The organism is Alkalibacillus almallahensis (assembly GCF_011761495.1).
In the GTDB taxonomy this organism is placed as follows: domain Bacteria; phylum Bacillota; class Bacilli; order Bacillales; family Alkalibacillaceae; genus Alkalibacillus; species Alkalibacillus almallahensis.
Map to the genome: position 1 here is coordinate 1 of NZ_JAASRU010000005.1, position 25,651 is coordinate 25,651.

Genomic DNA, 25,651 nt, shown 5'->3' on the forward strand with positions numbered 1-25,651 from the left:
TTTGTTATTATACTTCTATTATATCAAATTAACGCGGTGAATTGTTAAAGTTTATGCAAAAAAATCAGGCTGCCGAGACTTTCTCGACAGCCTGAAGCTGGCTTAAGCCAGCTTTTTTCATGATAGTATTTGACGACTTAGCTCATTTCGTAGGTGTAACATCAAAATTAATAGAGCCATTTCCATTATGATTGTGCGCTTTAATTGATTTCGTTCGCCGATATTTTCATTATATCAGCGCTTTACCTGGCTTGGTCGCCGTTAAATATCGCATATCAGCGACCTACAAAATATATCGACGACTCAGCATTTTTATCGATGACGTACAATAGTCTGTGTAAAGGATCCCTTCCGGTATAAAAAAAGAAGGTAAGGTACAACCTTTTAGTAACCAAAACCAAAAAAAGGATGTGCCTTACCTATGTCTAATAGTATGTCAGAAAATAATTATTTTAAACCCCTAGAAGAGCTTGTATTAAATTTTGTGAAAGATCACTTAGAAGAGATTATGAAAGAAGAGATGAAAAACTTCTTTGACGTTGAACACCCTGAATTAAAAAATAGTAAAAATGGATTTTATGAACGATTATTAGATACGCGTTATGGTCGCATAGATGATTTGTCAGTTCCCCGTGATCGCGAAGGTTGTTTTCAAACCGCTTTATTTGACCCTTATCAACGACGAGAAAGATGGTTAGGTGAGACGATCATTGAAATGTACAGTAAAGGGGTTAGCACACGTGAAATCGCTCAGTTTATTGAGCGAATGCTTGGCGATTCGTATTCCGCATCAACGATAAGCAATATCACAGATGTTGTCGTAGAAGATATTCAAAAGTGGCAGAAGCGCCCATTGAGTAAACGGTATTCTGTATTATATCTGGATGGAACGTACCTTAAATTGCGACGACATGATGTCGCGAGTGAAGTGATTTATGTCGTTGTTGGTATAACAGAAGAAGGATATAAAGAAATCATTAGCTTTCAAGTAGGAGGACAAGAAAGTTCTTTGGGTTGGAAAGAAGTCTTAGCGGATTTACGTGATCGTGGTGTTGAAGAAGTATTATTAGGGGTTTTTGACGGTTTAACAGGCTTAGACGCCAGTTTTAAAGAAATGTTTCCTAAGGCGGATGTTCAACGTTGTGTGACACATAAGGTGCGCAATACGCTACACAATGTTCGTAAGACAGATCGTGAAACACTCGTTGAGGACTTGAAAAAAGTTTATCGTGCTGATACGACAAAAGAAGCGCTAGCTTATTTTGATGATTTCAAAGGTTCTTGGCAATCCATTTACCCTAAAGTCATTGAATCTTGGGAAGACGATTTAAATGAGCTACTGACATTTATGAAATACCCTAAAGAAATACAGCCCCAAATCTATACAACCAATACGATAGAACGCACCATGAAAGAAATCAAAAAACGAACACGATCCATGAATAGTTTACCTAGTGAACAAGCAGTCGAAAAGATCATTTATCTAGTGACTCAAAATTTCAACGAACGATGGGCCAAACGTGTTATTACAGAGTTTGCGTCGGCAAGAGAAAAGTTATCTAAGATGTTCAAAAAACGTTACGAAGCTTAATAAAAGAGGTTGACCTTAACCTAGCTCGGCTCCTTATTCGTTGGTTTGACATGGAGCCTCTGTGGGCATGAGTTTGAAGCCAAACCGCCAGATTTTAAAAAACTTGGCTACACCAATCAAGGCTATCATGCCCACCACTCCATATAAAACCAACTATGAGGAATGATCAACGTGTGGGTGCTCCTTACACAGACTTATTGACACTACCTTTTTATCGGCGCCATCTGGAATATAACGGCGCCATTTTAATTTTTTCGGCGCGCGCTGATATATAACGGCAAGCGCCGTAATATCAGTTATATCGGCGACCCACAGCAATTTTATCGGCGACCCGTTCTCAATCACTCAACCAAATTCTACAACAAGCTCTCCCGATTTCCTTCTTTATAACCACGCTTAAATATCTCCTGCACATTACTAGTCGTCACATACGCGTCTTCATCGATTTTTTCGATAATCCGACGCAACTGAACGATTTCGCGCTTGTTAATCACGACATATAGAATATCGCGGTCATCTCGAACGAAGCCGCCTTTTCCGTTCAAAATCGTCACTCCGCGTCCTAGTCGGCCCATTAAATCATCAAGCAACTCATCCGAATTTTTCGAGATAATCATGACTGCAGTCCGTTCATCTGCGCCTTCCACAATTTTATCGATAATCTTTGCTCCGACATATACCGCGATTAACGTGTACATCGCTTTTTCCATGCCGATGACGAAGGATGATGCTGCGACAACAGTAATATCAATAACGAGCATCGCCTTGCCCACGCTCCAACCGAGCAGCTGATTGAGCAAGCGAGCCAAAGTCGTCGCACCGCCTGAAGTTCCGCCTGCTCGGAAAATGATCCCCAAACCAACGCCAACTAGCAAGCCAGAAAATAGCGCCGCTAATAACGTATCGCCTAACACACGGCCAAACGGATACGTCACTTCAAGTGCGACTGACATAAACACAATCGTGAGCAATGTATAAATCGTCGTTTTTAACGAGAAAAATTTATAACCAATCGCGACCAAACTCATATTCAGAATGAAGTTCATCAAACCAGGCGACCAGTCGAATAAATAGTAAAGAACAACGGTGATCCCGATGACACCACCTTCTGACAATGTGTTCGGAATCGCGAAATAGTTAATGCCTAACGCGAAAATAATCGAGCCAGTCAACAAAATCCCAATATCTAAACTAATTCTTTTCAAAGCACCGCCCCTTTCGCACGCTGATCATTAAAACAAACCTCTTTTAATTGCAACATGATGCGAAGAGATTTGCAATGTGGATCAGGTTATGACGACTAATCCAATACATCAGCTCTATCCTCACGTCCAACGATCACTAGATCCGTCATATTCAAAAATAATCCCGTCTCAACAACACCGACTAATGATTTCAACTGATTATGCAACCACTCAGAATCCTCAATTCTCTCAAAATGACAATCCAATATATAAAGCCCATTATCCGTCACAAAAGGCTCACCACCTGTCTCTCGTAACACCGCTTCACAGCCAAACGCTTCAATCTTTCCCTGCGTCTGTTCCCAGCCAAACGGCACGACTTCCACTGGCAAAGGAAAAGCTCCTAACTGCTCCACTTGCTTCGACTCATCTGCCACTACAATAAACCGATCAGCAGCGACATCCACAATTTTCTCCCTCAATAAAGAACCGCCGCCACCTTTCAACAGTTGAAAATTAGGATCCACTTCATCTGCCCCATCGATCGCTAAATCTAAGTTGGATACCTCTGAGAAATCCGTCAACTCAACACCATACTCCCGTGCCAGTTTCTCCGTTTTAACCGAAGTTGGCACACCTTTTATATCTAAACCATCTCGAACTCGCTCACCTAATGCTTCAAGCACGACATTCATCGTTGATCCAGTACCAAGCCCTAAAACCATTCCATCTTCAATATACTCAACTGCTTTTAGTGCAGCTTGTGTTTTTGGGTTCATCATTACCGCCTCCTTCAGATAATTCTATTTTATCAACTTTATAAAGAAAAAACATACTATATTCTTCCATTAGGGATAGTACCGATATTATCAGCATATCAGCGCCTCACGAGATTTATCGGCGCCATCCAAAATATTTCAGCGCCTCAACAAATATAACGGTGCCCGCTGATATATATCGACGACCTTGAACATTTTAACGGCGACTTAGGTTTAGGAACAAAAAACGCCTGCCCCATTAATAACAGAGCAGACGTTCATCATTATCTTGACCTAATCACGAGAGTTCTCGCGATCATATCATGCAACGCTTGTTTTTTCGCAGTTAAACCAGCCATGATAAAGCCGATATACAGAATAAAAGCTGATAAATTCAAGGCTAATCCACGACCAAATCCGCGTGCAAATGAAATTCGGTCTCCATTCATGTCGGTTACTCTAATTCCAATCATTTTCTTACCAGGTGTTGCTTGCCATTTCGATGAGTGGAAAATACCCGTATATAATGCATTAAACACAAGGCCGATCAAAAAGGTGAATCCTTGAAAAGATGCAAATGCTTCTTCAGTTTGCATTGCATTAGGTTCGCTTGCCATAACAATAAAAGCTAAAAAAGTTCCGATAAAAAACAACGGAACCGCTAAAATGACACCATCTAATATATACGCAACTGCTCTTAACCAAAAACCTGCATAGTAATGAATTCCTGATTGGGCTTGTTGTAAACGCACACCGCACTGAACGCACATTTCCTGTTTTTCGGAAGTCTCTGAACCACAACTCTGACAATAATGATGACTATTTAATGGACGCACACCACAATTCGGGCAAATCTCTGTCTTATCCGATACGTGATGCCCACATTCTCGACAATACATAAGCTTATCCCCTTATTAGAAAAATTCCCATTCTTCAATACTCTTACCATCAGCTACTTTCTTCGACACTAAATACGCATCTATAATAGCAAAAGGTGTCGTGATAATAGCTGATAATCCAAACGTCATAAAACCTAATACCATGCTAATAGCTAAAACAGCAAAACCTTTCTTAATCTGACCAATCACCATTTGACCTAGGCCAGCGACAAAGAAAGACACCAACGCCATTAACCATGGTGGCTTGCTATCGTCACCTGTTGAAATAGATGTTGACACTTTCTTATGTACTCGAACTCCACAATTCACACACATTTCCTGATTAGCATTAATCGATTCACTACAATTATAGCAATAGTTCACTTCACGAAATGGGCGCACACCACAATTCGGACATAATTCCGCCTTATCCGAAATTGATGAAGCGCAATTTGGACAATACATTTTAACACCTCCTTTTTTACTAGTTTATACCAAAAATTATTTTGTTGGAAGGTGCTTCAAAAAGAATTTGTTGAATATTGTAGAATTCATCTCCCCACCCACTATCTTAAGACCCTTTCCGATATTAACAATCTACTACTCTTTTAATTAGCAATCTCAAAAAACTACCGTTCCAATTCGACTTATAACAACTAAAATCCTATATTTGTGTTAAAATTCTATGTCAAATAGCTTATAATGATATTAATCATATTGATTTGGAATAGTTTTGAAAAGGAGGGTGTTGAATGGCATATAGAGTTTTATTAACCATATTCGTGATAATTACTCTAATAATCGCTAACCCTGTCCAAGCTGAAGAACAAGATGACGAATCAACTAATGAAACCGATACAGAAAAAGAAGACAATTCTACTAAAGACGACACCTCAACAGAAGATGGTACAACTCAAGATGAAGAATCACCTAACAACAATAATGGTGAAGAAGAATCTCCTGACCAAACTGAAAGCGATGAAAATGACCAAGAGTCCAGCGATGATGAAGAAAATAGCTCATCAGATGAACAAGGAAACACTTCAGAGCAAGACTCATCTGATTCAGATGAATCTAATGACTCAACTAATGAATCCTCAAATGAAGATTCTACAGCTGAAGAAGACGATTCTTCGGATACAGAGACATCCACTGATGACAATTCGACCGAGACCGATACAAATACATCCAATCAAAATGACTCCAATGACACCCAAGATTCGAATGACCAGCATAATGAATGGAATAACGACAACAATGATTCAACTAGCGATTATTCAAATTCAACAAATAACTCAAACGATACAAACGAAACTTATGAAAGCACCGAAGAGAATACATACGAACAAACCGAGGAACTAGAAGAATCAGATGACATCACAGATGAGGAACTACCTGATGAAACTGACAATTCCAACCGAGAAGAACACTATAACAAAGACCTTGATGATCTAGCTCTGCAAGATCAAAACATCGAAGACCATTCACGCCCTATATCGAATCAAATGACAAAGATGCATGCCTACTCTCAAAACAAAACGGCTGTAAGTGGTGTTTTTGCACAGCGACAAGCCTCAAGCCCTGGATCAACCCACACCATGATGCTAGTCTTTAGCTTAGCCATTATCCTTACTATATCAGCATTATTCCTTGTCGTTCGTCAACATAGATATAATAAATGACCTGCTACTTCTTAGCAGGTCATTTATTATTAAAACAGTTTAAATAGAAACGTTTAAGACTTTTTTATCAGTTTAATTTCTGTCATGTTCAATTTAAAAAAATTGTTAAAAAAACATAGATTTTAGTGATTTACCGTGATAGAATGTCATTTGTTAGAAATTATTTAAGGGGGTCTCTAAATGAACAAGAAAATGTTAAGCGCTTTCATATTATTCGTAACGATGTCCTTTATGTTAGTAGCATGTGGTGGCGGAGATAGCGAATCAGAAGGCGGAGAAGGAAATGGTGAAGGTTTAGACACTGATATTGCAACAATTGCAACAGGTGGTTCATCAGGTCCGTACAACATTATCGCAACAACATTAAGTGAAGTTTACACAGAAGAACTTGGTGTCAATTCACGTACACAGACAACTGGTGCTTCAGTTGAAAACATGAATCTATTAAAAGAAGAAAAAGTAGAAATGGCTTTTGTTATGAGTGACGTATTAAGCCAAGCAGTTGAAGGTGTAGAAAACTTCGAAGGTGAAGCGATTGACAATGTTCAACAAATCGCAACGCTATATCCTAACTATGTTCAGGTTGTTACAACAGCTGACACTGGCATTGAAACATTAGGTGATTTAGAAGGTAAACGTGTCGCAGTCGGTGACCAAAACTCAGGTGTTGAAGTTAATGCGAAAACACTACTTGAAGGCCACGACATTACGTATGATGATATCGAAGAGGATTACTTAGGTTATGCAGAAGCTGCTGATGGACTACGTTCTGGACAAATTGATGCGGCATTCCTAACAAGTGGTCTACCTAACTCTTCTGTCCTAGAATTAGCTGAATCAGTTGATTTAAAGATCGTTACAATTGAACAAGATCGTGTTGAACAAATCGCTGAGGACAAAGATTACTTTGTACCGATGGAAATTCCAGCCGATACATACGGTAACGACGAACCGATTGAAACGGCTGCAATTATGAACGCACTTGTTGCACGTTCAGATTTAAGTGAAGATGATGTATACAAGTTTTCAAATCAACTTTTCAACAACTTAGATCAACTAGTCAACTCACACCAAGCAGCATCTGACATTAGTGTTGAAGGTGCTCAAGAAGGTATGGTCGCACCTATTCACCCTGGAGCAGAACGCTTCTACAATGAACAATAAGGTGTTACTAGGGAGCGCTTTAATACTAGCGCTCCTCTTTTTAACCTTTTATCATCAGAATGTGACCGTGATTGAAACAGATGACGACACCTATTATCTCAACGATAAATCATTCACTTTAACATGGATTCATTCAGTTGAAAACGAACCGTGGTATGAGGTGTATGAACGTCAAGATAATCATTTTGTTCTTACAGAAACCTACTTCAAAACATTTGGTGCAGGTGTTCCATCAGATGGAGAAATCATTGAATCGGATGACGATTTTATACATATGAAAATAAACCGTTCAATGGATGAAGTAAATATTATTGTTTCAGAAAATGCTGAAACGACCTTAATAACAGGTGATAAAGAAATCCCTTTATACAACCTTGTCGATCACAACCATGAAGTGTCAATTAATACACGTCATCTTTACTTTTGGAATATGTGGGGAGGTACATTTATATGAGTCAAGTAGATGAGAAAGTCACCAATGATAAGCAAAGCCAACAGCCCGAAAACGATCAACAAGAAGTTCTTGAAAAGTATGATCGTCAATCAAAGGTAAGAGATTTCGATAAAAGTAGATTTATACTTTGGACTTTCTTTATCATTGCTGCCTTTTATTCGATTTATCATTTATGGGTTCAATTCAATCCAATGCCGGCATTGCAACAACGATCAATTCACGTTGCGATAGGTTTAGCTTTAATATTCTTATTATATCCGACGTTTGCCAAACAAAACCGTGAACGTGTTCCTTTCTATGATTGGATCCTTGTTGGACTTAGTTTCTATACATCGGTCTACATTCTAACGGAATATACAGCAATCGTTACAGAGCGTGGCGGTATTCCGAATACGATGGATACCATTGTCGGTATACTTGCTGTACTTCTTGTATTAGAGGCAGCACGACGAGTTACAGGTCTTATCTTACCAATCGTGGCACTCGTTTTCCTAGCTTATCCATTCTTAAGCCATATGGATTTCATGCCAATGCGCTTAACGACAAGAGAATTTGATCTTGGTGATATCTTTGGTCAAATGTTCTTGAAAACAGAAGGACTTTATTCCACTGCGATCGGTGCTTCGGTTAACTTCATCTTTCTATTTATCTTATTCGGTGCTTTCTTGACGAAATCTGGATTAGGACAATTCTTTAACGATATTGCGATGGCTTTAGCAGGTCACAGACAAGGTGGTCCCGCGAAAGTCGCCACCATATCCAGTGGTTTTATGGGAAGCATTAATGGAGCTGCCGTTGCCAATGTCGTCAGTACAGGATCATTTACGATCCCATTGATGAAGAAAATCGGCTACAATAAAAATTTCTCAGCCGCTGTTGAAGCTAGTTCATCCGTTGGTGGTCAGGTCCTACCTCCAATCATGGGTGCTAGTGCCTTTATTATGGCAGAGACGACTGGCGTGAACTACGGAACCATTGCGCTCGCTGCTTTAATTCCTGCCGTTTTATATTACTTGGCTGTTATTATGCAGATTCACTACCGAGCTGGTAAGAATGATCTAAGAGGGATTCCTAAAGCTGACCTCCCTCGAGTCAAAGAAGTCATGAAGGAACGCGGACATCTATTAATCCCGATTGTAGCCTTAATCGTGATGCTTTTCCAAAACTTCCCTGTTGGTCATGCTGCTTTTTGGACAATCGTGACAACAATAGTTGTCGCATCTTTACGTAAGAAAACACGCATGAACTTTTCAGATATTATGGAAGCCCTTGTCTTAGGTGCTAGACAATCATTAGCCGTTATGATCGCCTGTGCGGTTGTCGGTATTATCATTGGTGTCGTTAGCTTAACAAGTTTCGGAACCATCATGACATCATCGATCCAAAGCCTTGGGGCAGGATCATTATTCTTTACACTATTCTTTACGATGTTAGCATCCATGCTATTAGGTATGGGGCTTCCATCAATTCCAGCGTACATTATTACAGCGACAATGGCTGCACCAGCCCTATCAGAGTTTGGTGTCCCTGTTCTAATCGCGCACATGTTTGTATTCTATTTCGGTATTTTCGCAAACGTCACACCACCTGTTGCCTTAGCAGCATTTGCAGGAGCCGGCGTTTCGGGTGGAAATCCAATGGTCACAGGGTTCCAAGCCTTGAAATTATCACTGGCTGGGTTCATCATCCCGTACCTATTTGTCTATGAGCCAACGCTCTTAATGATTGATACGACAGGTGTTGCGACAAACGCTACCGAATTCGGACTACCACCAGTGTTCGATATCCTACTCGTAACAGGTACAGCCATCATCGGGATCATTGCTCTCAGCGCTGGACTTGAAGGATTCTATAAAACTAAGATTAATCCGATATTACGTATTCTATTACTAGGTGGCGCAATTTTATCCGTTGTACCAGGCATCATGACAGACGTTATTGGTCTTTCCTTAGTTGTCATAATCATGGCCATCAATTATGTCAGCTTTAAGAAACAACAAGTGCAGACAACTTAGTGACTGGTCAATGATGATTGATTCCAAAACTTTACTCCTCATATAAATGAAGCCCTTATTCGGTATAACAGGCCGAATAGGGGCTTCTGTTATGAGGAAATGAATATAAAATTTTTTTCCTGAAGTTTCTTCTCTCATATTGAAAAATATTTAAATTTATTTGTCAGTATTCAAAAAAGTCGCCGATATTTCAAGCATATCGACGACTCAGAAATTTTATCGACGCCATCTGAAATTTAACGGCGCCTCAGCGCATATATCAGCGCCCGCTGATATATATCGGCGAGCGTGGGTAATTTATCGGCGACTTAGCTAAAATCATATAATATAATCCGACATTACCTGAATGTTATGTTGCAATTACTCAAGCAATCCTATTAGAGAATCAATTCCAACAAATACATTCTCTCCTTTTATCAATCTATTAGTATAAGTAGTGCGTGACCTAATAATCTGTTGTCGTTAATGAACTCTGGTCAGTTAGTTAGGCTGTATAATCTTATTTATAGAAATTGTTTAATTCTATTGGATGGTTACAGAAGTTCCTATTATTTCTCGACACAAAATGTTAAAATTTCTTATAACAATCCAATATGTTAAACACTGCAAAATGATAGGTGATTAGATGCCCTTAAATTATGTCAATTCAATTCCACTGCATTATCAACTAGCAAAAGAGATTGAGGATAAGATATACAGTGGTCAATATAATGAGAAAATTCCAAGTGAACGTGAATTAATGGATGAATTCCATGTCAGTAGAAGTACTGTTAGACAGAGTGTTTCGCAATTAGTGCAGGCTGGTGTCTTGGAAAGAAAAAGAGGAATGGGAACCTTCGTTAAGATTAAGCCTATTCATGATTGGCTTGGAAATTTAAAAAGTACAACTGAAACAATTGAAGAAATGGATATGATTCCAGGTGCCAAATTAATAGAATCAAGATTAGTAGAGTTAGATGATGAATTACAATCGATCACTGGTTTAAAGAAAGCCTACTATTTCAAAAGATTACGTTATGCCAATCATCTGCCATTAGGAATTGAATCTCATTATTATCCGATTGAACTAGGTAAGAAACTCATCCAATATGATTTAAATAAAGAGTCCTTTTATCACTTAATTGAGGAAAAGCTCGGTGTTAAATCTTTCAATGCTGATCAGAATATTACTGCTAATATTATTAGCGATGAAGATGCAAAGCTTATGAATGTGTCAAACAAGCTATGTATGCTTCATACTAATCGTAAAATTATTGATATTAATGGACAATTTGTCGAGTATGAGGACGCTGTCTATCGTTCAGACATGTATTCCTTTAATATTAGCCTGACTCGCGGTTTTAATATTGAATAATAGAAAGGCCATCTCCTCCCGGGAAGATGGCCTTCAACTTTAGCTCAAACGATTATACACTTCTTCTCCATCAATAATCGTTCGAGTTACTTCAATATCTTTTATTTCACTTAATTCTACATCATAAGGATTATGAGATAGTGTGACTAAGTCAGCCTGTTTACCTACCTCGATACTTCCCGTTAAATCTTCTTCAAAGTTTAACTTCGCTCCTTCAGTGATCATCGTCCGTAATGCTGTTTCCAAATCAATGATTTGACCTTCTCCTAACACATAACCATTCCGCGTTAAGCGATTAACCGCTGCCCAGACTGAAAACAATGGTGATATTGGTGTGATTGGACAGTCAGAGTGCAATGTATAAAGTAAACCTTTATCACTTGCCTCTTTTAATGGATTAATCCGTTTTGCACGATCTGGACCTAAGAAAATATCGCGATGACGGTCACCCCAATAATACACATGATTAATAAAGAATGAAGCTGCTACGCCTAGACGTTTCATTCGATCAAGGTCCTCAGGTTTTGCCGTTTGTACATGCTCAATTCGATGACGATGATCTTCTCTTGGATATTGGTTAAGAGCGTATTCATAAGCATCGAGTATCGAACGAATAGCCCGATCTCCATTACCATGTGTGGTGATTCTGAATCCACGTTTATGATATTCTAATACTTCTTCCTTAAAATCATCTTCATCATGAATGAAATCACCTATTACTGAAGAATCGTTATAATAAGGTTCTCTAAGTGCACCTGTCATGCCCTGGATGGATCCATCCTGAAACATTTTAACACTATCTAATGAAACTAAACCATCAGACTTGTCCAATAAATACTGATTTAATTCTTCTGGTGTATAGTTGCCAAAAGGAGTACCTTCTTGCATTAAATAATGCATAATCATGACCCGTGTTTTAATAGGATTCACTCTATCTCTGGCTGCTTTTAAATGAACCTCTAGTTCTTCCATATTGAATATGGCCGCATCTGAGTTGGTTGTAATCCCTTTAGTTAAGTATTCATCAGAAGCTTGTTTTAAAATATTGACTGATTCATCAGTGCTTCTTTCAGGTAATGCGTCTAAAAATGGCTGCATAGCACCTGGTTCATATAACACACCATTCAATAATCCTTCTTCGTCTCTTCCAAAGTGACCCCCTGGAAAATCTTCCACTTGGTCATCTAAACCTACCATTTCAATCGCTTTCGAGTTCACATAAGCCAGATGTCCTGAGATATGTCTGATATAAAGTGGATGATGAGGCGCAACATCATCTAATTCTTTACGATTCAGATGACGCTTATCAGCAATCATCGTGTCATCATACCCAAACCCTTCAATCCATGAACCTGATTCCACTTGTTTAGTTTGTTCACTGATCGCATTTAACACATCACTAACTGTTTCATTTGGAGGTACATTACAATCTATTTGTTCCTTTGTTTTTGCATACATGAAGATATGGTTATGTGTATCGATAAACCCTGGAATCATCGTTACTTGATCTAAATCGACAACAGCTGCATCGCTATTAGACTCCACTTCATCTTGTGGAGGTTCAGAACTTTCCCAAACGCCTGTTATCACACCATCAGCTACTGTGAGCGAGCCATACATATGATTAGAAGAATCAAACGAGTAGATTCTACCATTCTTATAAATTGTATCTGCTTTCACCATTTAATCACCTTCTTAAACATCATTTTATTCAGTTTTTTCATTCTTATAAGCAAAATAATAAGCTGTTGGATCCTCATCTTCTGAGTGGTCAGTCATTAAACTCACAACCACTAAAATAATTAAAGACACTACTAGTCCTGGGACAATCTCATGTAAGCCAAACGGTTTTCCTGCTAAATTCCAAATTAGTGCAAAAATTAAGGAACCAACCACACTTGCAATCATGCCTGTCTTCGTTGCACCACGCCAATACATCGCTGCTAAAACAGGGAACACCATTGAAACCGCTGAAAGTGATAAAGCATACGTGTAAATCGCGATAATGTCAGAGATTAATAGAGCAATTAATAAACCACCCACAGCCATAACAGCTACGGAAAGACGAGATACTTTTAAGATTTTCTCACCACTAGCATCAGGATTCATCCATTTTTCATAAATGTCTTTCGAGATATTCATTGCACCACTTAACAAGAATGACGTTGCCCCTGTTAAGACAGCAGCAAATAACGACACCATAAAGAAACCACCAATAGCAGGGTGAAAGACAGTCGCAAGAAAATCTGTATAAACGGAATCAGGATGCGTATCTAACGGAATAGATTGACGAGCAATCACACCAATTCCAACTGCAAAGAAACCAACAACTGATGTCATAATAAACCCAACTGTCACAGCACTAACAGCTGTCTTCTCCGATTTAGCAGCTGAAATACGTTGCCACGACGTTTGCCATACTAGATAGAATGGCCCGAAGATAATGAGATAGTTAAGCAATTCTGTACCACTTAATCCTGTGAAGTTAAGTAATTCGCTTGGCGTATTTTGTACAACCGTATCAAATCCACCAACATAATTTAGACCAACGATAAACATTAAAATCAACCCAACAATGATTAAAACAGACTGTACCGCATCAGTCCAGGCAACACTCGGTAGACCTCCCATTAGAGTGAAGGACACACAGACTAAAAAGCCAATAATCATGGCCCAGAATAGTGGAATATCGACAATCGTCGTGAAAATGGAACCCATTCCAACAATCTGCATACCAAATGTTGGTGTCATATAAAGAATACTGATGACCAACGCAGGGATTAACCCTGCTGCTTTACCGAAACGTCTTACGAATAGATCAGGTATCGTATACAACTTCAACTTTCGAATCGTTTTACCAAGTAAGAATACGAGTAAAATTGAGAACCCAGCGACAGGTAAGGTAGTTAAAAACCAAGCCGTACCGACCTGGAATCCTTCTCCAGCTGCACCTATGACGGCGGCAGACCCCATAGAAGTCGCAATAATGCTACCACTGATTGGGAAAAAACCCAGGCTGAAGTTCGCCATTGTATAATCATCACTACTTTTAATTCTACGAGAATAATAAAATCCTAACCCCATAATTCCGGTTAAGAAAACAATTAACCATATTAAATACCACGACACAAATAACAACACCTTTCGACTATGATTGCTAAAATTATTAGAATATTTACATAGTCATTATTATAAAGAATGCATTTTTCGTGGTTCAATGAAGTAGGAATGTCCGAACCAGTAGACCAACTGGTTCGGACGTCTTAAAGTGTTATTTAATAAAAAAGAATCGGACTACCCAATTGTTAGCCCGATTCAAAATTAATCTCTCGCAAATATATCTCTAGTGTAAACCTTATCATAAACATCATTTAATTGATTAGATAAACGATTCGCCACAATCACATCCGCATAATCTTTAAACGTCTCAAAATCATTCATCACTTTTAGCCCTTCGAATTTATCCATCCCAAGAGAAGGTTCATAAACGACAAGTTCAACTTCATTAGACATCAATCGTTTAATCACTCCATGAATGGCTGATTGGCGAAAGTTATCAGAATCCGTCTTCATGGTGAGACGATAAATTCCCACTACTTTCGGGCCTCTTGATAAAATCCGTTCTGCAATATGATCCTTACGGGTACGATTTGATTCAACGATGGCTTTAATGAGGTTATTCGGAACACCTTCGAAACTTGCACGTAATTGTTTCGTATCTTTTGGCAGACAATAACCACCATAACCGAATGATGGATTATTATAATGATCACCAATACGTGGGTCTAGCCCTACTCCTTCAATAATTTGTCGCGTATCTAAATCATTAATCTCAGCGTAGTTATCAAGTTCATTAAAGAATGACACCCGCATCGCGAGATATGTATTGGCAAACAACTTAATCGCCTCAGCTTCAGTTGAGTTCGTAAATAATGTTGGGATATCTTCTTTGATAGCCCCTTCAACAAGCAGACTCGCAAATGTTTCTGCTCGTTCAGACTGTTCACCTACAATAATTCGAGATGGATAAAGATTATCATAAAGTGCCTTTCCTTCCCGTAAAAACTCTGGTGAAAAAATAATGTTATTGGTATTGTATTTCTGTCGTAATTCTTCAGTATAGCCAACTGGTATAGTCGATTTAATAATCATCAACGCTTGCTCATTTATGGACAGAACAGTTTCAACAACCGTTTCAACTGAAGACGTGTCAAAGTAATTCTGTTCAGGGTCATAGTTTGTTGGTGTTGAGATCACAACAAAATCAGCATCCTGAATAGCTGTTTGTTGATCAGTCGTTGCATTTAAGCGCAAGTCTTTAGTTGATAAAAACTCTTCGATCTCATGATCTGCGATTGGTGATTGTTGATTGTTAATTAAATCAACCTTCTCTTGAACGATATCAAGTGCTGTGACATTGTTATGTTGAGCTAATAGAACGGCGTTCGATAGCCCGACATAGCCTGTACCTGCTATTGTGATGTTATGCATAGTTTCACCCTTTTAATAGTAAATTTAACTATTTTGATTACATTAGTACCAATATAGAAATGGACTATTTATGAATAGTTAAAGTTAAATTGAATCCAGCCTCTTTCTAGCGTCTCATTAAATATGAAGCTTTTTATATTATACAAAAATTCATTGTAAACATAAAAAGAAACACATAATTATTCTAATCAATGAAATATGCAGAGTCTGCGATTAAAAGCTTAATAAGTTACTTATAACTAAGTATTCTCATAAGATACAAATCAACAACTTTAATTTAATGTTTACGATATAACATAACGTGACTAATGCTATTCATTGAAAATCCATTCGAAATATTCAATCTAGATTGATAAAACGAGGGGCAAGACTTCTATTTCACCAAAAACCAACCATTAGTTAGATCTTCTCGATTATAATAAAAACGCTCTCCATCATCATATCTCACAACCTTCTTACCAACGGATTCAACAATGGCTTGTCCTGCACCTGTATCCCATTCCATTGTTGGTGCATATCGTGGATAATAATCGGCTTCGCCTTCAGCAACTAAACAGAACTTCAGTGAACTACCTGAAGAAACAGTCTCAACCTCACCATGTTCTGCTTTCAGTTCTTCAATAAACGCTTCCGTTTCTTCTGACATATGAGAACGGCTCGCTACAACGTCCACAGCGTCTTTTGATTGCTCTAAAGGTAGCTTATGACTTAGCTCTTTAACATCCTCGTCTGTTTTAAGCTTGGCTTGAGAAGCATCATTCAGTTTAAAAGCACCTTCACCAACAACTCCAACATAAAGAATATCTAACGCAGGAGCATAAATAACGCCAACAGAAGGATAACCACCATCAACAAGCGCTATATTAACGGTAAATTCACCGTTTTTCTTAATGAATTCCTTCGTCCCATCAAGTGGATCGACTAAAAAGAATTGTTTCCAATTCTTGCGTTCTTCATATGAAATGTCATCGCCTTCTTCACTTAAAATCGGAATCGAAGGAAAGCTTTCTTTAAGCTCTTTTTCAATCACTGCATGAGCTTGCTCATCCGCAATTGTTAAAGGTGATTCGTCTTCCTTATAAGCAACATCAAAGTCTTTCTTATAAATCTCCATAATCTCTTCACCAGCATCAAGTGCAATATTTGCTAACTCTTTAATCATCTTTTACGCCTCAAAGTGTCCGTTTTGTTTTAAGTAATCAACGACTTGCTGAACGCATTCTTCTAATGAATTTTGATCAGAATGAACGACTAATTCAGGATTCTTAGGTTCTTCATATGGATCATCGATACCAGTAAATCCTTTGATTTCACCTGCTCGCGCTTTTTGATATAGACCTTTAGGATCGCGTGATTCACATACTTCTAAATCGCAAGCGACATAAACTTCAATAAATTCGTCGGCATCCATGATTCCGCGTACTTTATCACGGTCTCTACGATAAGGTGAAATGAAAGCTGTTAACGTTAATAGTCCAGCATCAGCCATTAACTTAGCAACTTCCCCAACTCGACGGATGTTTTCTGTGCGGTCTTCCGCACTAAATCCTAAATTATTATTAAGTCCATGACGAACATTATCACCGTCTAACCGAAATGTATGTAAACCTTGTCGATACAGTTCATTTTCAACTTCAACTGATATAGTTGATTTCCCTGCACCAGACAATCCAGTAAACCATACGACAGCACTTTTTTGTCCTTTTTGTTTTTGGCGTTCTTCTTTGACTACTTTTGAATCATGCCAAACGATATTTTCTGATTTTGTCATTATAATCCTCCTAAATCCACACTTGTGAAATAATCGTTGTTGTCACAATCATCACAATGATTGAGAGTGGTAGTCCCACTTTAATATAGTCATGAAATTTATAACCACCCGGACCATAAACGATTAAATTCGTTTGATAACCAATTGGTGTTATAAAACTAGCAGATGCTGCAATTGCTACAGTCACAGCTAACCCAATAGGGTCAATATTCAGCTGCCCAGCCATCTCAATAGCAATGGGAAGCATTAGCACAGCTGCTGCTGCATTGGTAATGAGTTCAGTAAATAGATTCGTTAATAGATAGACTAACACAACTATCGCCACTAAACCTAAAGGTTCGACTAGATTCAACGTTTGTTGTGCTATGTAATCCGCTAGACCAGTCTTGGTCATGGCGGTTCCGACACCAATCGCACTGGCAATTAACAGAAGCACATGGAATTGTATATACCTTTTGGCTTCTTCTGGTGTTACAACTCTACCGATAAATAGTAGTAAAACAGCCAACAACATAGCCTTAAACATACTCAATAAGCCTACCGCAACTAACATAACCATCGCAATTAACACGATGATCGAGAACCAGCCTTTAACAGGATCTTCATTTAATTTCTTCGGAGTACCTAAACTCGAAATGACGTAAAAATCATCGGAATGCTGATGATTATCGATAAAATGATCACCTGTGAGTAACAGCAATGTATCCCCAGGCTTTAAAACAATATCACCGATTTTACTCTGAATACGTTCATTATTACGGTGAACAGCAATCACACCAGCATCATACCGTGAACGAAATTGCGATTGTTTAATTGTTTTATGAAGTAATGATGAATCATGTGAGACGACAGCTTCTAACAACTGCGTCTGACCATCACCATTTTTAAGATCCTCTAATTTCAGATCTGTCCCTGTCTCCAGATACAGCCCTTTCATTTTCTCTAAATCAGCAATCGTTGAGATTAAGCCTGTGAAGATTAATCGGTCATTAGCACGAATTACCGTATGTGAACTAACGGGGGATATAATCTCGTTATCACGCAGGATCTCGATTAAAAACAATCCTTCTAAATCACGCAAGCCAGCTTCAGCAACTGACTGATTCGTATAAGGAAAATCATTACCTACCGTTAATTCAGCTATGTATTCCCGAGTATTTTCCCGCATTTTATCTTGAAAACTCTTATACGAAGGCAAAATCTTAGGAGCGATCAAAGTCACATATACTAATCCAATCAATGTCACAGGTACACCGACAATCGCTAACTGTAAAAATGAAAACCCTGCAAATCCGTAGTCCTTTAACATGCCGTGAACTACTAAGTTCGTCGATGTCCCCATCAAGGTAATCGTTCCACCAAGAATCGTCACATAAGACAATGGTATTAACAGCTTAGAAGGAGCAATCCCTTTATCCTGACACCACTTACGTAATACAGGCGTGAACGTCACCACAATCGGTGTATTATTAAGGAAAGCTGAAAACAGTGATAGCGGAGCGAAAAATTTCCCCGTCACACCTGTCATCGACCGTGTATTTTGAAGCCACTTACTAACCAACCGATCGGTAATGCCACTTTTCTGAACAGCACCAGCCACAATAAACAATAAGGCAATCGTTAACATTCCTTCATTCGAGAAGCCTCTAAGCGCTTCGTCAGGTGTTAAGATTCCGGTTAACAACAAAATACCTAATGCTGTAAAAACAACCATGTCTGGCCGAGCTACTTCAAAAAGTAACCCGACAAACATGGCTATAATAATCAATAAAACAAAGACCATTTCAATAGTCATTGGGAACGTTCCCCTTTACACTTGCTTCATGCCTTTAATCAATACATCAGCTACTTCAGGTCTTGAGAATTCTTTCGGTGGACGTTCGCCATTACGAAGCAACTCACGAACTTTCGTACCACTTAAATGAGCATGGTTTTCTTTATCGTGAGGGCATGTCTTAGCTGACGCCATGTTCTCACAAACCATACAATAGAAAGCATGTTCAAATTTAAAAATCGTCATGCCCAATTCGTCTTCGAATTGTTCAATGAAACGTTGTGCGTCATAAGTACCATAGTAATCGCCGACACCAGCGTGGTCACGTCCAACAATGAAGTGCGTACAACCATAATTTTTACGCACAATTGCGTGAAGTACAGCTTCTCGAGGGCCTGCATAACGCATCGCTGCTGGATAAATAACTAAGCGAACACGATCTGCAACATAATAATTATCAAGAATCACTTGGTAACTTTCCATGCGTACATCCGCAGGAATATCATCAGACTTCGTTTCACCGACTAATGGATTTAATAGTAGGCCATCAACAGCTTCTAAAGCCGTTTTTTGAATATGCTCATGCGCACGGTGTACAGGATTACGTGTTTGGAATCCAACAACCGTCTTCCAACCTAATTCCTTGAACATTTGACGTGTTTCAGCCGGCTTCATATAATGTCCTTCAAAATCACCGTGATCAGGGCGATTTAATAAAGTGATCGGACCACCTATGTAAACATCACCACGTTCGAATAGTTTCTTTACGCCTGGATGCTCTTCATCAGTTGTCCCATATACATTTTTAGCTTCTTTCTCTTTATCAGCCTCGAACTTTTCCTCAACTTTTAGCGTTGCATAGATCACACCGTCAGCACCTTTAAGTGCGATGTTTTCGCCAACTAGATACTTGTCAGCTTCTTCTTTCGTAACCGACAATGTAATCGGAATACTCCAAACAGTGCCATTAGCTAAACGAGTATCACGGACAACATTTTCGTAATCTTCTTTGCCCATAAATCCAGTTAATGGGCTAAAACCACCAATACCTATTAATTCGATATCCGATACTTCCCAATCATTAACTTCTAATACCTTTAAGTTAGCTGCTTCTTTTAAAGCTTGTTCACGCTTATTAGCAGCTAATTCACGATTCACTAATTCGCCACCATGAGCTGCGATTAATTGTGTCATAGTAACCTCCAGATTATTGTTGAATAATATTGTTGTTATTACCAATATTGATTATAACATAGAATATTTGATTGACATTAACACTATATTACAAATTAAACTATTCATGTAATCATTTTTGAACTTATTTCTTGTGTAGACCTTAAGATAGACATCATCTAATTATTCTGATATAAAATTGACCACAATGACATCTGTGTAATCTTTAAAAACGTCAAAATCATTCAAGACCCTTTACCTTCAAACTCATCTTTACAATCTTCTATTTATACCCGTATTTTTTCATATGTTTTTCACAAATGGAATTAATTAGTTCTAAATTATTTTTCCCAAAAAAATCTTCATGACTCATATCATTGTTTCCTTTTGGTTGAAACTGGTGATCTAATTTACTACTTATATCATTAATCTCTGGTAAATCTAATTTTTTTGCTAGATTTTTTATTTCTTTATTCTTATCCATTTTAAATTCTTCATATCTTAACAAAACAAATTCATCCTGATATTGTTCATAAACTTCAATTGCTTTCACCCAACGTTCAGCCATTTTTCCTATATCATTAGAGCTTTTAACATGTAAAAAATTATTTGTAATCGTTAGTTTCCAATCTTCACTAACAGTTTCCCATAACTCAGGTGTATCATATTCAAAATTTTCAACATGTCCAGGGAGGTTTAGGCGGTTTAAAATACTTCTTATATTATCGCGTGGATCTCGTACAATAAAAACATTTTTTCTTGAATTGAAAATATTTCTTATATCTTTATATAGAAAGGTAAAACTAGGTTCTTTTATTAAAGAAGGGGAAAAATCATATTTATTCTTCTTTACAAATGTTGAAAATGAGGTGTTTCCTGAATGAATATTAGACTGAATTGGCTCATATATTCCTTTAGTATCTATAGTGACAGATTTATCACTCAACCCGGCAAGTAAACCTACTATTGCAGAAGTACCACTTTTTTGATTACCTAAAACAAATATTGCATCTTTATTTATTTCTGAAGTCATGTTTTTATAGTTTTTTAAAACTAAATTATAAGCTTTTAATACTATTTTTTTTAGCATTATATCACCCTCTTACTATGAATTCATTAGAACCTGTTTATTTGAAATTATGTATTTAATTTCCTTTTGGTATACTAAAGTAAGTACTATACCCATTGCTATACCTAGAAAAATATTTTCCCAAAAAGATATCCCTATTACAGCTAAACTACTATAGACGAATAATAAACCAATCATAAAATACATTCTCCCAGCGGTATACGGTACACGATAATAATAATAAGAAATAAAGGTTCTTAACGAAAAGAAAATAATGATTGATATAGCGGTTGCAATAGCCGCACCTATCGCTCCGTATTCGGGTACCAGTAACCAATTTAATGTTATATTACTTCCACAAGCAAGTGTTGAAATTAAAATATGCCAATAAGTCTTTTTTACAAAATTAATTCCCATTACAGTGGTTTCAGATATAGTGAAAAAAACAGGCATAAAGATCAAAAAAGGCACGATTATTGCAGCTTCTTGAAATTGTTCCCCTAATAGCATAGCTATTACTTCTCTAAATGCGATGCTGATTATACCGACTAAAAGCATAATATATGCCACTAAAGAATTAATCAATCTAAAGAACTTTCTATTCTCTGGCTCATTCTCATATTTTTCAAATGCAACTGGAGTCCAAAAATTACTGAATGTAGTCCTAAGTATCATTACTAGAGCAACTAATTTCATAGCTGCAGAATAGATTCCTAGCTCGTCAAAATCACTCCATTGACGCAAAGCTATTTTATCAAATGATTGAAACAATAATGAAATAAATACCGTAAAAACAAAAGGGGACCCATATTTGAATATGCTCATTTTAGTATGTCTAACTTGTTTGGTAGTTTCACTTTGATAAAACCAAAAATCTTTTGTTGAGTAAATAGCTACTATAATTAATAATAATATCGTTACTATTCTAGCACTTACTAAAGTTTGAAAGTTATCCCCTATTAAATAGAAAAAAGATAAAATCAGAACAAAATCAAATGCTCTTTGAAGCATTTGTAGAACCGAGTAAATGTTTCCTTTTTGTTGCATTCGTACAACTAGTTGAGCGTAACGAAAAATTAGTTGAGTTATAATCCCTATATTCAAGTACCATACATAGCTTATATTCGCTTCTCCAAAGACAAAAGAGGTAATAGGTTTATAAAATAAAAATGTTCCTATTAATATTATGATAGTTGTTAGAATCGGTATCTTCATTGAATTATATAAAAGATCTGTTCTTTTTTCTTTTTCTTCTTCGTAAAAGAATCTAATAAAGGCCTGGTCACTCCCGAATATAGCAAAAACCATACTCATTTGAACAAATAATTCATACATAGAAAATTTACCAAATGATTCTGGTGTAAGAAGACGAGTTATAACCATTGTAGTCACTAATCCAATAATCATCCCTATCCAGCTACCGTATGAAAACTTCAAAAAATTTTTAAGCAAGTTGTCTTTCATGATTATCCTTCTATCCTTTTATAATATAGTATTCTAGTATGCAACTAAAAATATGAGTTCAAAACTAATTAAATACTACCAGTTCATCAATTTAGAAATTATTCTCAAGACTATAGTATCGATGCTAGCCGACATCTTTTGTAATTTTTAGTTTTATCAATTACACTACTATAGTAGAATTTGTATCATAAACGATTAATTCTACACTTCCGCGCACCAAGGAATTTTAATTTTTTGACTGGTACGAAAATAACTCATCAGTAAATTTAGGTCTATGTTGATTCTCAAAATGTTAGTTAGACTTTAATAATACTGTCTAAGACTAAATGCATCAACCTATCAACGTTCAAAGGTTAGCTATAAGTCTATATTTCATGATTAATCAGTGGTAATATTTTCAGCTTTGTGATTCTTTATACTATTCCAAAACCAGTTCTTACCTTATGTCATAATTGTCTCTCACATGTACTGACTAACATTAGTAATAACCTTATTTCCCTAATGTCATTTTTCATCTAACTATACCACTTAGATCAATTTATCGTATATTTTTTTCATTCTCTCTAAATATTTATCTTCGGAAAAGTTTTTTATAACGTTATTACGGATTTCTATTCTTTTATAATTTCTATAATTATTAAGCATATACTCAATACTCTTAGCAATATCCTCAGAAGAATGTTGAGCAAGTACTCCTACTTGTTCACCAACAAAGGTTTCAGGACCACCAGAATAAGTTGCAACTATCGGCAAACCACAACTCATTGCTTCAACAATAGCTACTCCGAATGTTTCTATTTTGCTAGTTGAAACAAAAAAGTCTGACTCATTAAACAACTGAACTAAGTCTTCATTATTTATTGTTCCAATAAATTCAACATTATCAATTAATTTTAACTCGTTACGTTTATTAATTAAGTTATCTTTATTAGGTCCATTTCCTGCAATTTTAAGCTTAAAATCGTATCCTTTTTGTTTTAGTATAGCTAGATTCTCTAATAAATCTACATATCCTTTTTTATCATTTAAGTCTAAACTACCTACAGTCACTAATTGAGGAGTTTCATTATCAACTCTATCGTTCATAATTTTAAATTTATCAGTAGATACAATGTTGGGTACGACTTCTATATCTGTATTAACATATTTATTCATTGTTTCTTTTAATGGTTGGCTTACAGCTACTACCTTAGCCGCATTAAGCAAAGCCTTTTTGATTTTAGGACCATAATATAAGCTTTTTACCTTTCTTTCAAAAAAGGTGGCATGTTCTACAATAATATATGGTATATTGTATATTTTAGATATCTTGCGAACTAACCAACTGCGATAACTAGAAAAATGAACTTCTATTAATGAAGGAGCATATTCTTCAATAATATAAGATAACAATTTTAATGCATGCTTATCTAATATAACACTTCTTATTTTGGGGATTCGTGAATTCAGTTTTATGACGTAGTGCTTAAAATTCTCTTCTTCATAACAAGTCACTTCACTTTCATCCTTAGTTACTTCAACTGAAACGACTATTATATTATATTTTTTCTTTAAAATTTCTGTTCTGTGTTTAACAAACATAAAATTTGCAGGTTTGTTTTCTGTCGGAAAATCCGAAAAAAGGAGGATCGTTTTTTCATTATTCATAATTTCACTTCCACTTATCATAATAATGTTCTTCATTTACCAAAACGCTATTTAATATATTGATATAGTTATCCTTAACAGTCTGAAATATTTTGACTTCATATAATATTATCACCTGGTAATATTAAAGTTAATACACTTATGGACAGAGGATTTCCTTATAAAAAACTATATTCGATTAACAACATAACATGATGATGTACAATAATTAGGTAAAAAACTTTGCTCTATAGAAATGGGTAGAGTATTTTCGTAGTTATTATATAAATCAACTCGTAATAGGAGACCTTCTATCCTATGTCTATAAGAATTGATCAAACATCTTTAAAATAATCTAGATAATTCAGCCTGTTCTTTAATCCAAAAATTGAATCCAAAGTGAAGAGAAAAATGAACCAATTCTCCAAAAAACCATACTGAAAATTATAAGATCGTAGTTATGGTTATCAACTCGGTTTGTAATTCGTATTATGGACGGAAATGTTCCAACTTTAATAAAAAATTAGCTCTTTAAAACCATTACAGTATATCAGAAAAATTTAAATCGAAAACTTCATTGAGCGCAAGCCAAGTCACGTCTATACTCTTTATATTATTTATAACTTGACTAATTTGATTTCAGAAGACATTATATTTGTACATAGCAGAAGTGTTAACTCAAGAAAATAGGCTATTCTTTATATTGATGGCAAATAACCCTTGAAGATAATATCTGCGATATTGTCTACGTTGTAATCGGTGTTATAAAAAGAAAGTATCTTTAGAATATCGGTTTCTTAAATTAAATGTTAGAAGCCGCCTTTAATTCAGGAAAAGTACCCCTTGGAATATTTAACGGCACCCCAAACCTGGTTGAAATAACTTGAATCATCCATTCTGTCAACTATAGGTGAGAAGATAAAATAAACAGCTGAATTTCTGTTATAATACCTATCAATAGAATCATTCTAAATTCGTCCAGATGTAGAAGTGATTTTCATGTCTTAATCATCTTCTATCTGAAGAGGTAACAGAGATACTAATCTATATGGATTCAAAAGAGTATAATAACAGGTTTCTTCATAATTCAAAATTGTGGAGTTTTAAAAAGCAAGTCCTTAGTTACACATGTGTTGGAAAAGCGATAAGTATCACGAGCTGATCCTTAAAGTGGCTACCCCTTCTCGGAAAATCTTTTCTACT

The 25,651-nt window shown here is 36.6% G+C and carries 20 protein-coding genes; 6 read left to right on the forward strand and 14 right to left on the reverse strand.

Annotated elements, in window-relative coordinates; all coding sequences use genetic code 11:
- Window positions 1-421 precede the first annotated feature (421 nt).
- Window positions 422-1,591 carry an IS256 family transposase gene (locus FHR85_RS05580; protein WP_167261884.1) on the forward strand — a complete coding sequence of 390 codons (1,170 nt, stop codon included), beginning with the start codon at window positions 422-424 and terminating at the stop codon, window positions 1,589-1,591.
- Between the two features lie 356 nt (window positions 1,592-1,947).
- Here FHR85_RS05580 and FHR85_RS05585 read toward each other — a convergent pair whose 3' ends face one another.
- The 4 genes from FHR85_RS05585 to FHR85_RS05600 all read right to left on the reverse strand — a co-directional run bounded on the left by FHR85_RS05585 (window position 1,948) and on the right by FHR85_RS05600 (window position 4,876).
- Window positions 1,948-2,796: a YitT family protein gene (locus tag FHR85_RS05585; protein WP_167261885.1), complete on the reverse strand. Its 849-nt coding sequence runs from the start codon at window positions 2,794-2,796 to the stop codon at window positions 1,948-1,950.
- 95 nt (window positions 2,797-2,891) lie between these two features.
- Window positions 2,892-3,554 carry a ribose-5-phosphate isomerase RpiA gene (gene rpiA, locus FHR85_RS05590; protein ID WP_167261886.1) on the reverse strand — a complete coding sequence of 221 codons (663 nt, stop codon included), beginning with the start codon at window positions 3,552-3,554 and terminating at the stop codon, window positions 2,892-2,894.
- 263 nt (window positions 3,555-3,817) lie between these two features.
- Window positions 3,818-4,432 (reverse strand): RDD family protein, encoded by a 615-nt coding sequence (locus tag FHR85_RS05595; protein WP_167261887.1) that lies wholly within the window; start codon window positions 4,430-4,432, stop codon window positions 3,818-3,820.
- A gap of 15 nt (window positions 4,433-4,447) precedes the next feature.
- On the reverse strand, window positions 4,448-4,876 hold the full coding sequence (locus tag FHR85_RS05600; protein ID WP_167261888.1) for a zinc ribbon domain-containing protein: 429 nt from the start codon (window positions 4,874-4,876) through the stop codon (window positions 4,448-4,450).
- A gap of 287 nt (window positions 4,877-5,163) precedes the next feature.
- Here FHR85_RS05600 and FHR85_RS05605 point away from each other — a divergent pair, with 287 nt between their 5' ends.
- The 5 genes from FHR85_RS05605 (at window position 5,164) to FHR85_RS05625 (ending at window position 11,080) form a co-directional block, all read left to right on the forward strand.
- Window positions 5,164-6,093, forward strand: a complete 930-nt coding sequence (locus FHR85_RS05605) for a midas domain-containing protein (RefSeq protein WP_167261889.1) — start codon at window positions 5,164-5,166, stop codon at window positions 6,091-6,093.
- A gap of 180 nt (window positions 6,094-6,273) precedes the next feature.
- Window positions 6,274-7,257 (forward strand): TAXI family TRAP transporter solute-binding subunit, encoded by a 984-nt coding sequence (locus tag FHR85_RS05610; protein WP_167261890.1) that lies wholly within the window; start codon window positions 6,274-6,276, stop codon window positions 7,255-7,257.
- Entirely contained in the window at window positions 7,247-7,711 is a 465-nt protein-coding gene (locus FHR85_RS05615) for a DUF1850 domain-containing protein (protein ID WP_167261891.1), read from the forward strand. The genes FHR85_RS05610 and FHR85_RS05615 overlap by 11 nt, the downstream gene beginning before the upstream one ends.
- Window positions 7,708-9,726, forward strand: coding sequence for a TRAP transporter permease (locus FHR85_RS05620; RefSeq protein WP_167261892.1), 2,019 nt, complete (start codon window positions 7,708-7,710; stop codon window positions 9,724-9,726). Before FHR85_RS05615 ends, FHR85_RS05620 begins: the two co-directional genes overlap by 4 nt.
- 625 nt (window positions 9,727-10,351) lie before the next feature.
- Complete coding sequence (locus FHR85_RS05625) at window positions 10,352-11,080, forward strand: GntR family transcriptional regulator (protein ID WP_167261893.1); 729 nt, start codon at window positions 10,352-10,354, stop codon at window positions 11,078-11,080.
- 39 nt (window positions 11,081-11,119) lie between these two features.
- Here the strand turns inward: FHR85_RS05625 and FHR85_RS05630 are convergent, their stop codons facing one another.
- The 10 genes from FHR85_RS05630 to FHR85_RS05675 all read right to left on the reverse strand — a co-directional run bounded on the left by FHR85_RS05630 (window position 11,120) and on the right by FHR85_RS05675 (window position 24,469).
- Window positions 11,120-12,763 (reverse strand): amidohydrolase, encoded by a 1,644-nt coding sequence (locus tag FHR85_RS05630; RefSeq protein ID WP_167261894.1) that lies wholly within the window; start codon window positions 12,761-12,763, stop codon window positions 11,120-11,122.
- 24 nt (window positions 12,764-12,787) lie between these two features.
- A complete protein-coding gene (locus FHR85_RS05635; protein ID WP_167261895.1) occupies window positions 12,788-14,209 on the reverse strand; it encodes a sodium:solute symporter family transporter in 1,422 nt (473 codons plus the stop codon).
- 192 nt (window positions 14,210-14,401) lie between these two features.
- Window positions 14,402-15,571, reverse strand: coding sequence for a nucleotide sugar dehydrogenase (locus FHR85_RS05640; protein WP_167261896.1), 1,170 nt, complete (start codon window positions 15,569-15,571; stop codon window positions 14,402-14,404).
- 373 nt (window positions 15,572-15,944) lie between these two features.
- A complete protein-coding gene (cysQ, locus tag FHR85_RS05645) occupies window positions 15,945-16,733 on the reverse strand; it encodes a 3'(2'),5'-bisphosphate nucleotidase CysQ (RefSeq protein WP_167261897.1) in 789 nt (262 codons plus the stop codon).
- Between the two features lie 3 nt (window positions 16,734-16,736).
- Entirely contained in the window at window positions 16,737-17,342 is a 606-nt protein-coding gene (gene cysC, locus FHR85_RS05650) for an adenylyl-sulfate kinase (RefSeq protein ID WP_167261898.1), read from the reverse strand.
- A 10-nt stretch (window positions 17,343-17,352) separates the two neighbouring features.
- Complete coding sequence (locus FHR85_RS05655; RefSeq protein ID WP_167261899.1) at window positions 17,353-19,137, reverse strand: SLC13 family permease; 1,785 nt, start codon at window positions 19,135-19,137, stop codon at window positions 17,353-17,355.
- 15 nt (window positions 19,138-19,152) lie between these two features.
- The gene (gene sat, locus FHR85_RS05660) at window positions 19,153-20,310 is read right to left on the reverse strand and encodes a sulfate adenylyltransferase (protein WP_167261900.1); all 1,158 of its coding nucleotides are present in this window, start codon (window positions 20,308-20,310) and stop codon (window positions 19,153-19,155) included.
- A gap of 262 nt (window positions 20,311-20,572) precedes the next feature.
- Window positions 20,573-21,379 (reverse strand): sulfotransferase domain-containing protein, encoded by an 807-nt coding sequence (locus FHR85_RS05665; protein ID WP_167261901.1) that lies wholly within the window; start codon window positions 21,377-21,379, stop codon window positions 20,573-20,575.
- A 15-nt stretch (window positions 21,380-21,394) separates the two neighbouring features.
- Window positions 21,395-22,822, reverse strand: a complete 1,428-nt coding sequence (locus FHR85_RS05670; protein ID WP_167261902.1) for a lipopolysaccharide biosynthesis protein — start codon at window positions 22,820-22,822, stop codon at window positions 21,395-21,397.
- A gap of 528 nt (window positions 22,823-23,350) precedes the next feature.
- A complete protein-coding gene (locus FHR85_RS05675) occupies window positions 23,351-24,469 on the reverse strand; it encodes a glycosyltransferase family 4 protein (protein ID WP_167261903.1) in 1,119 nt (372 codons plus the stop codon).
- Window positions 24,470-25,651: the final 1,182 nt, after the last annotated feature.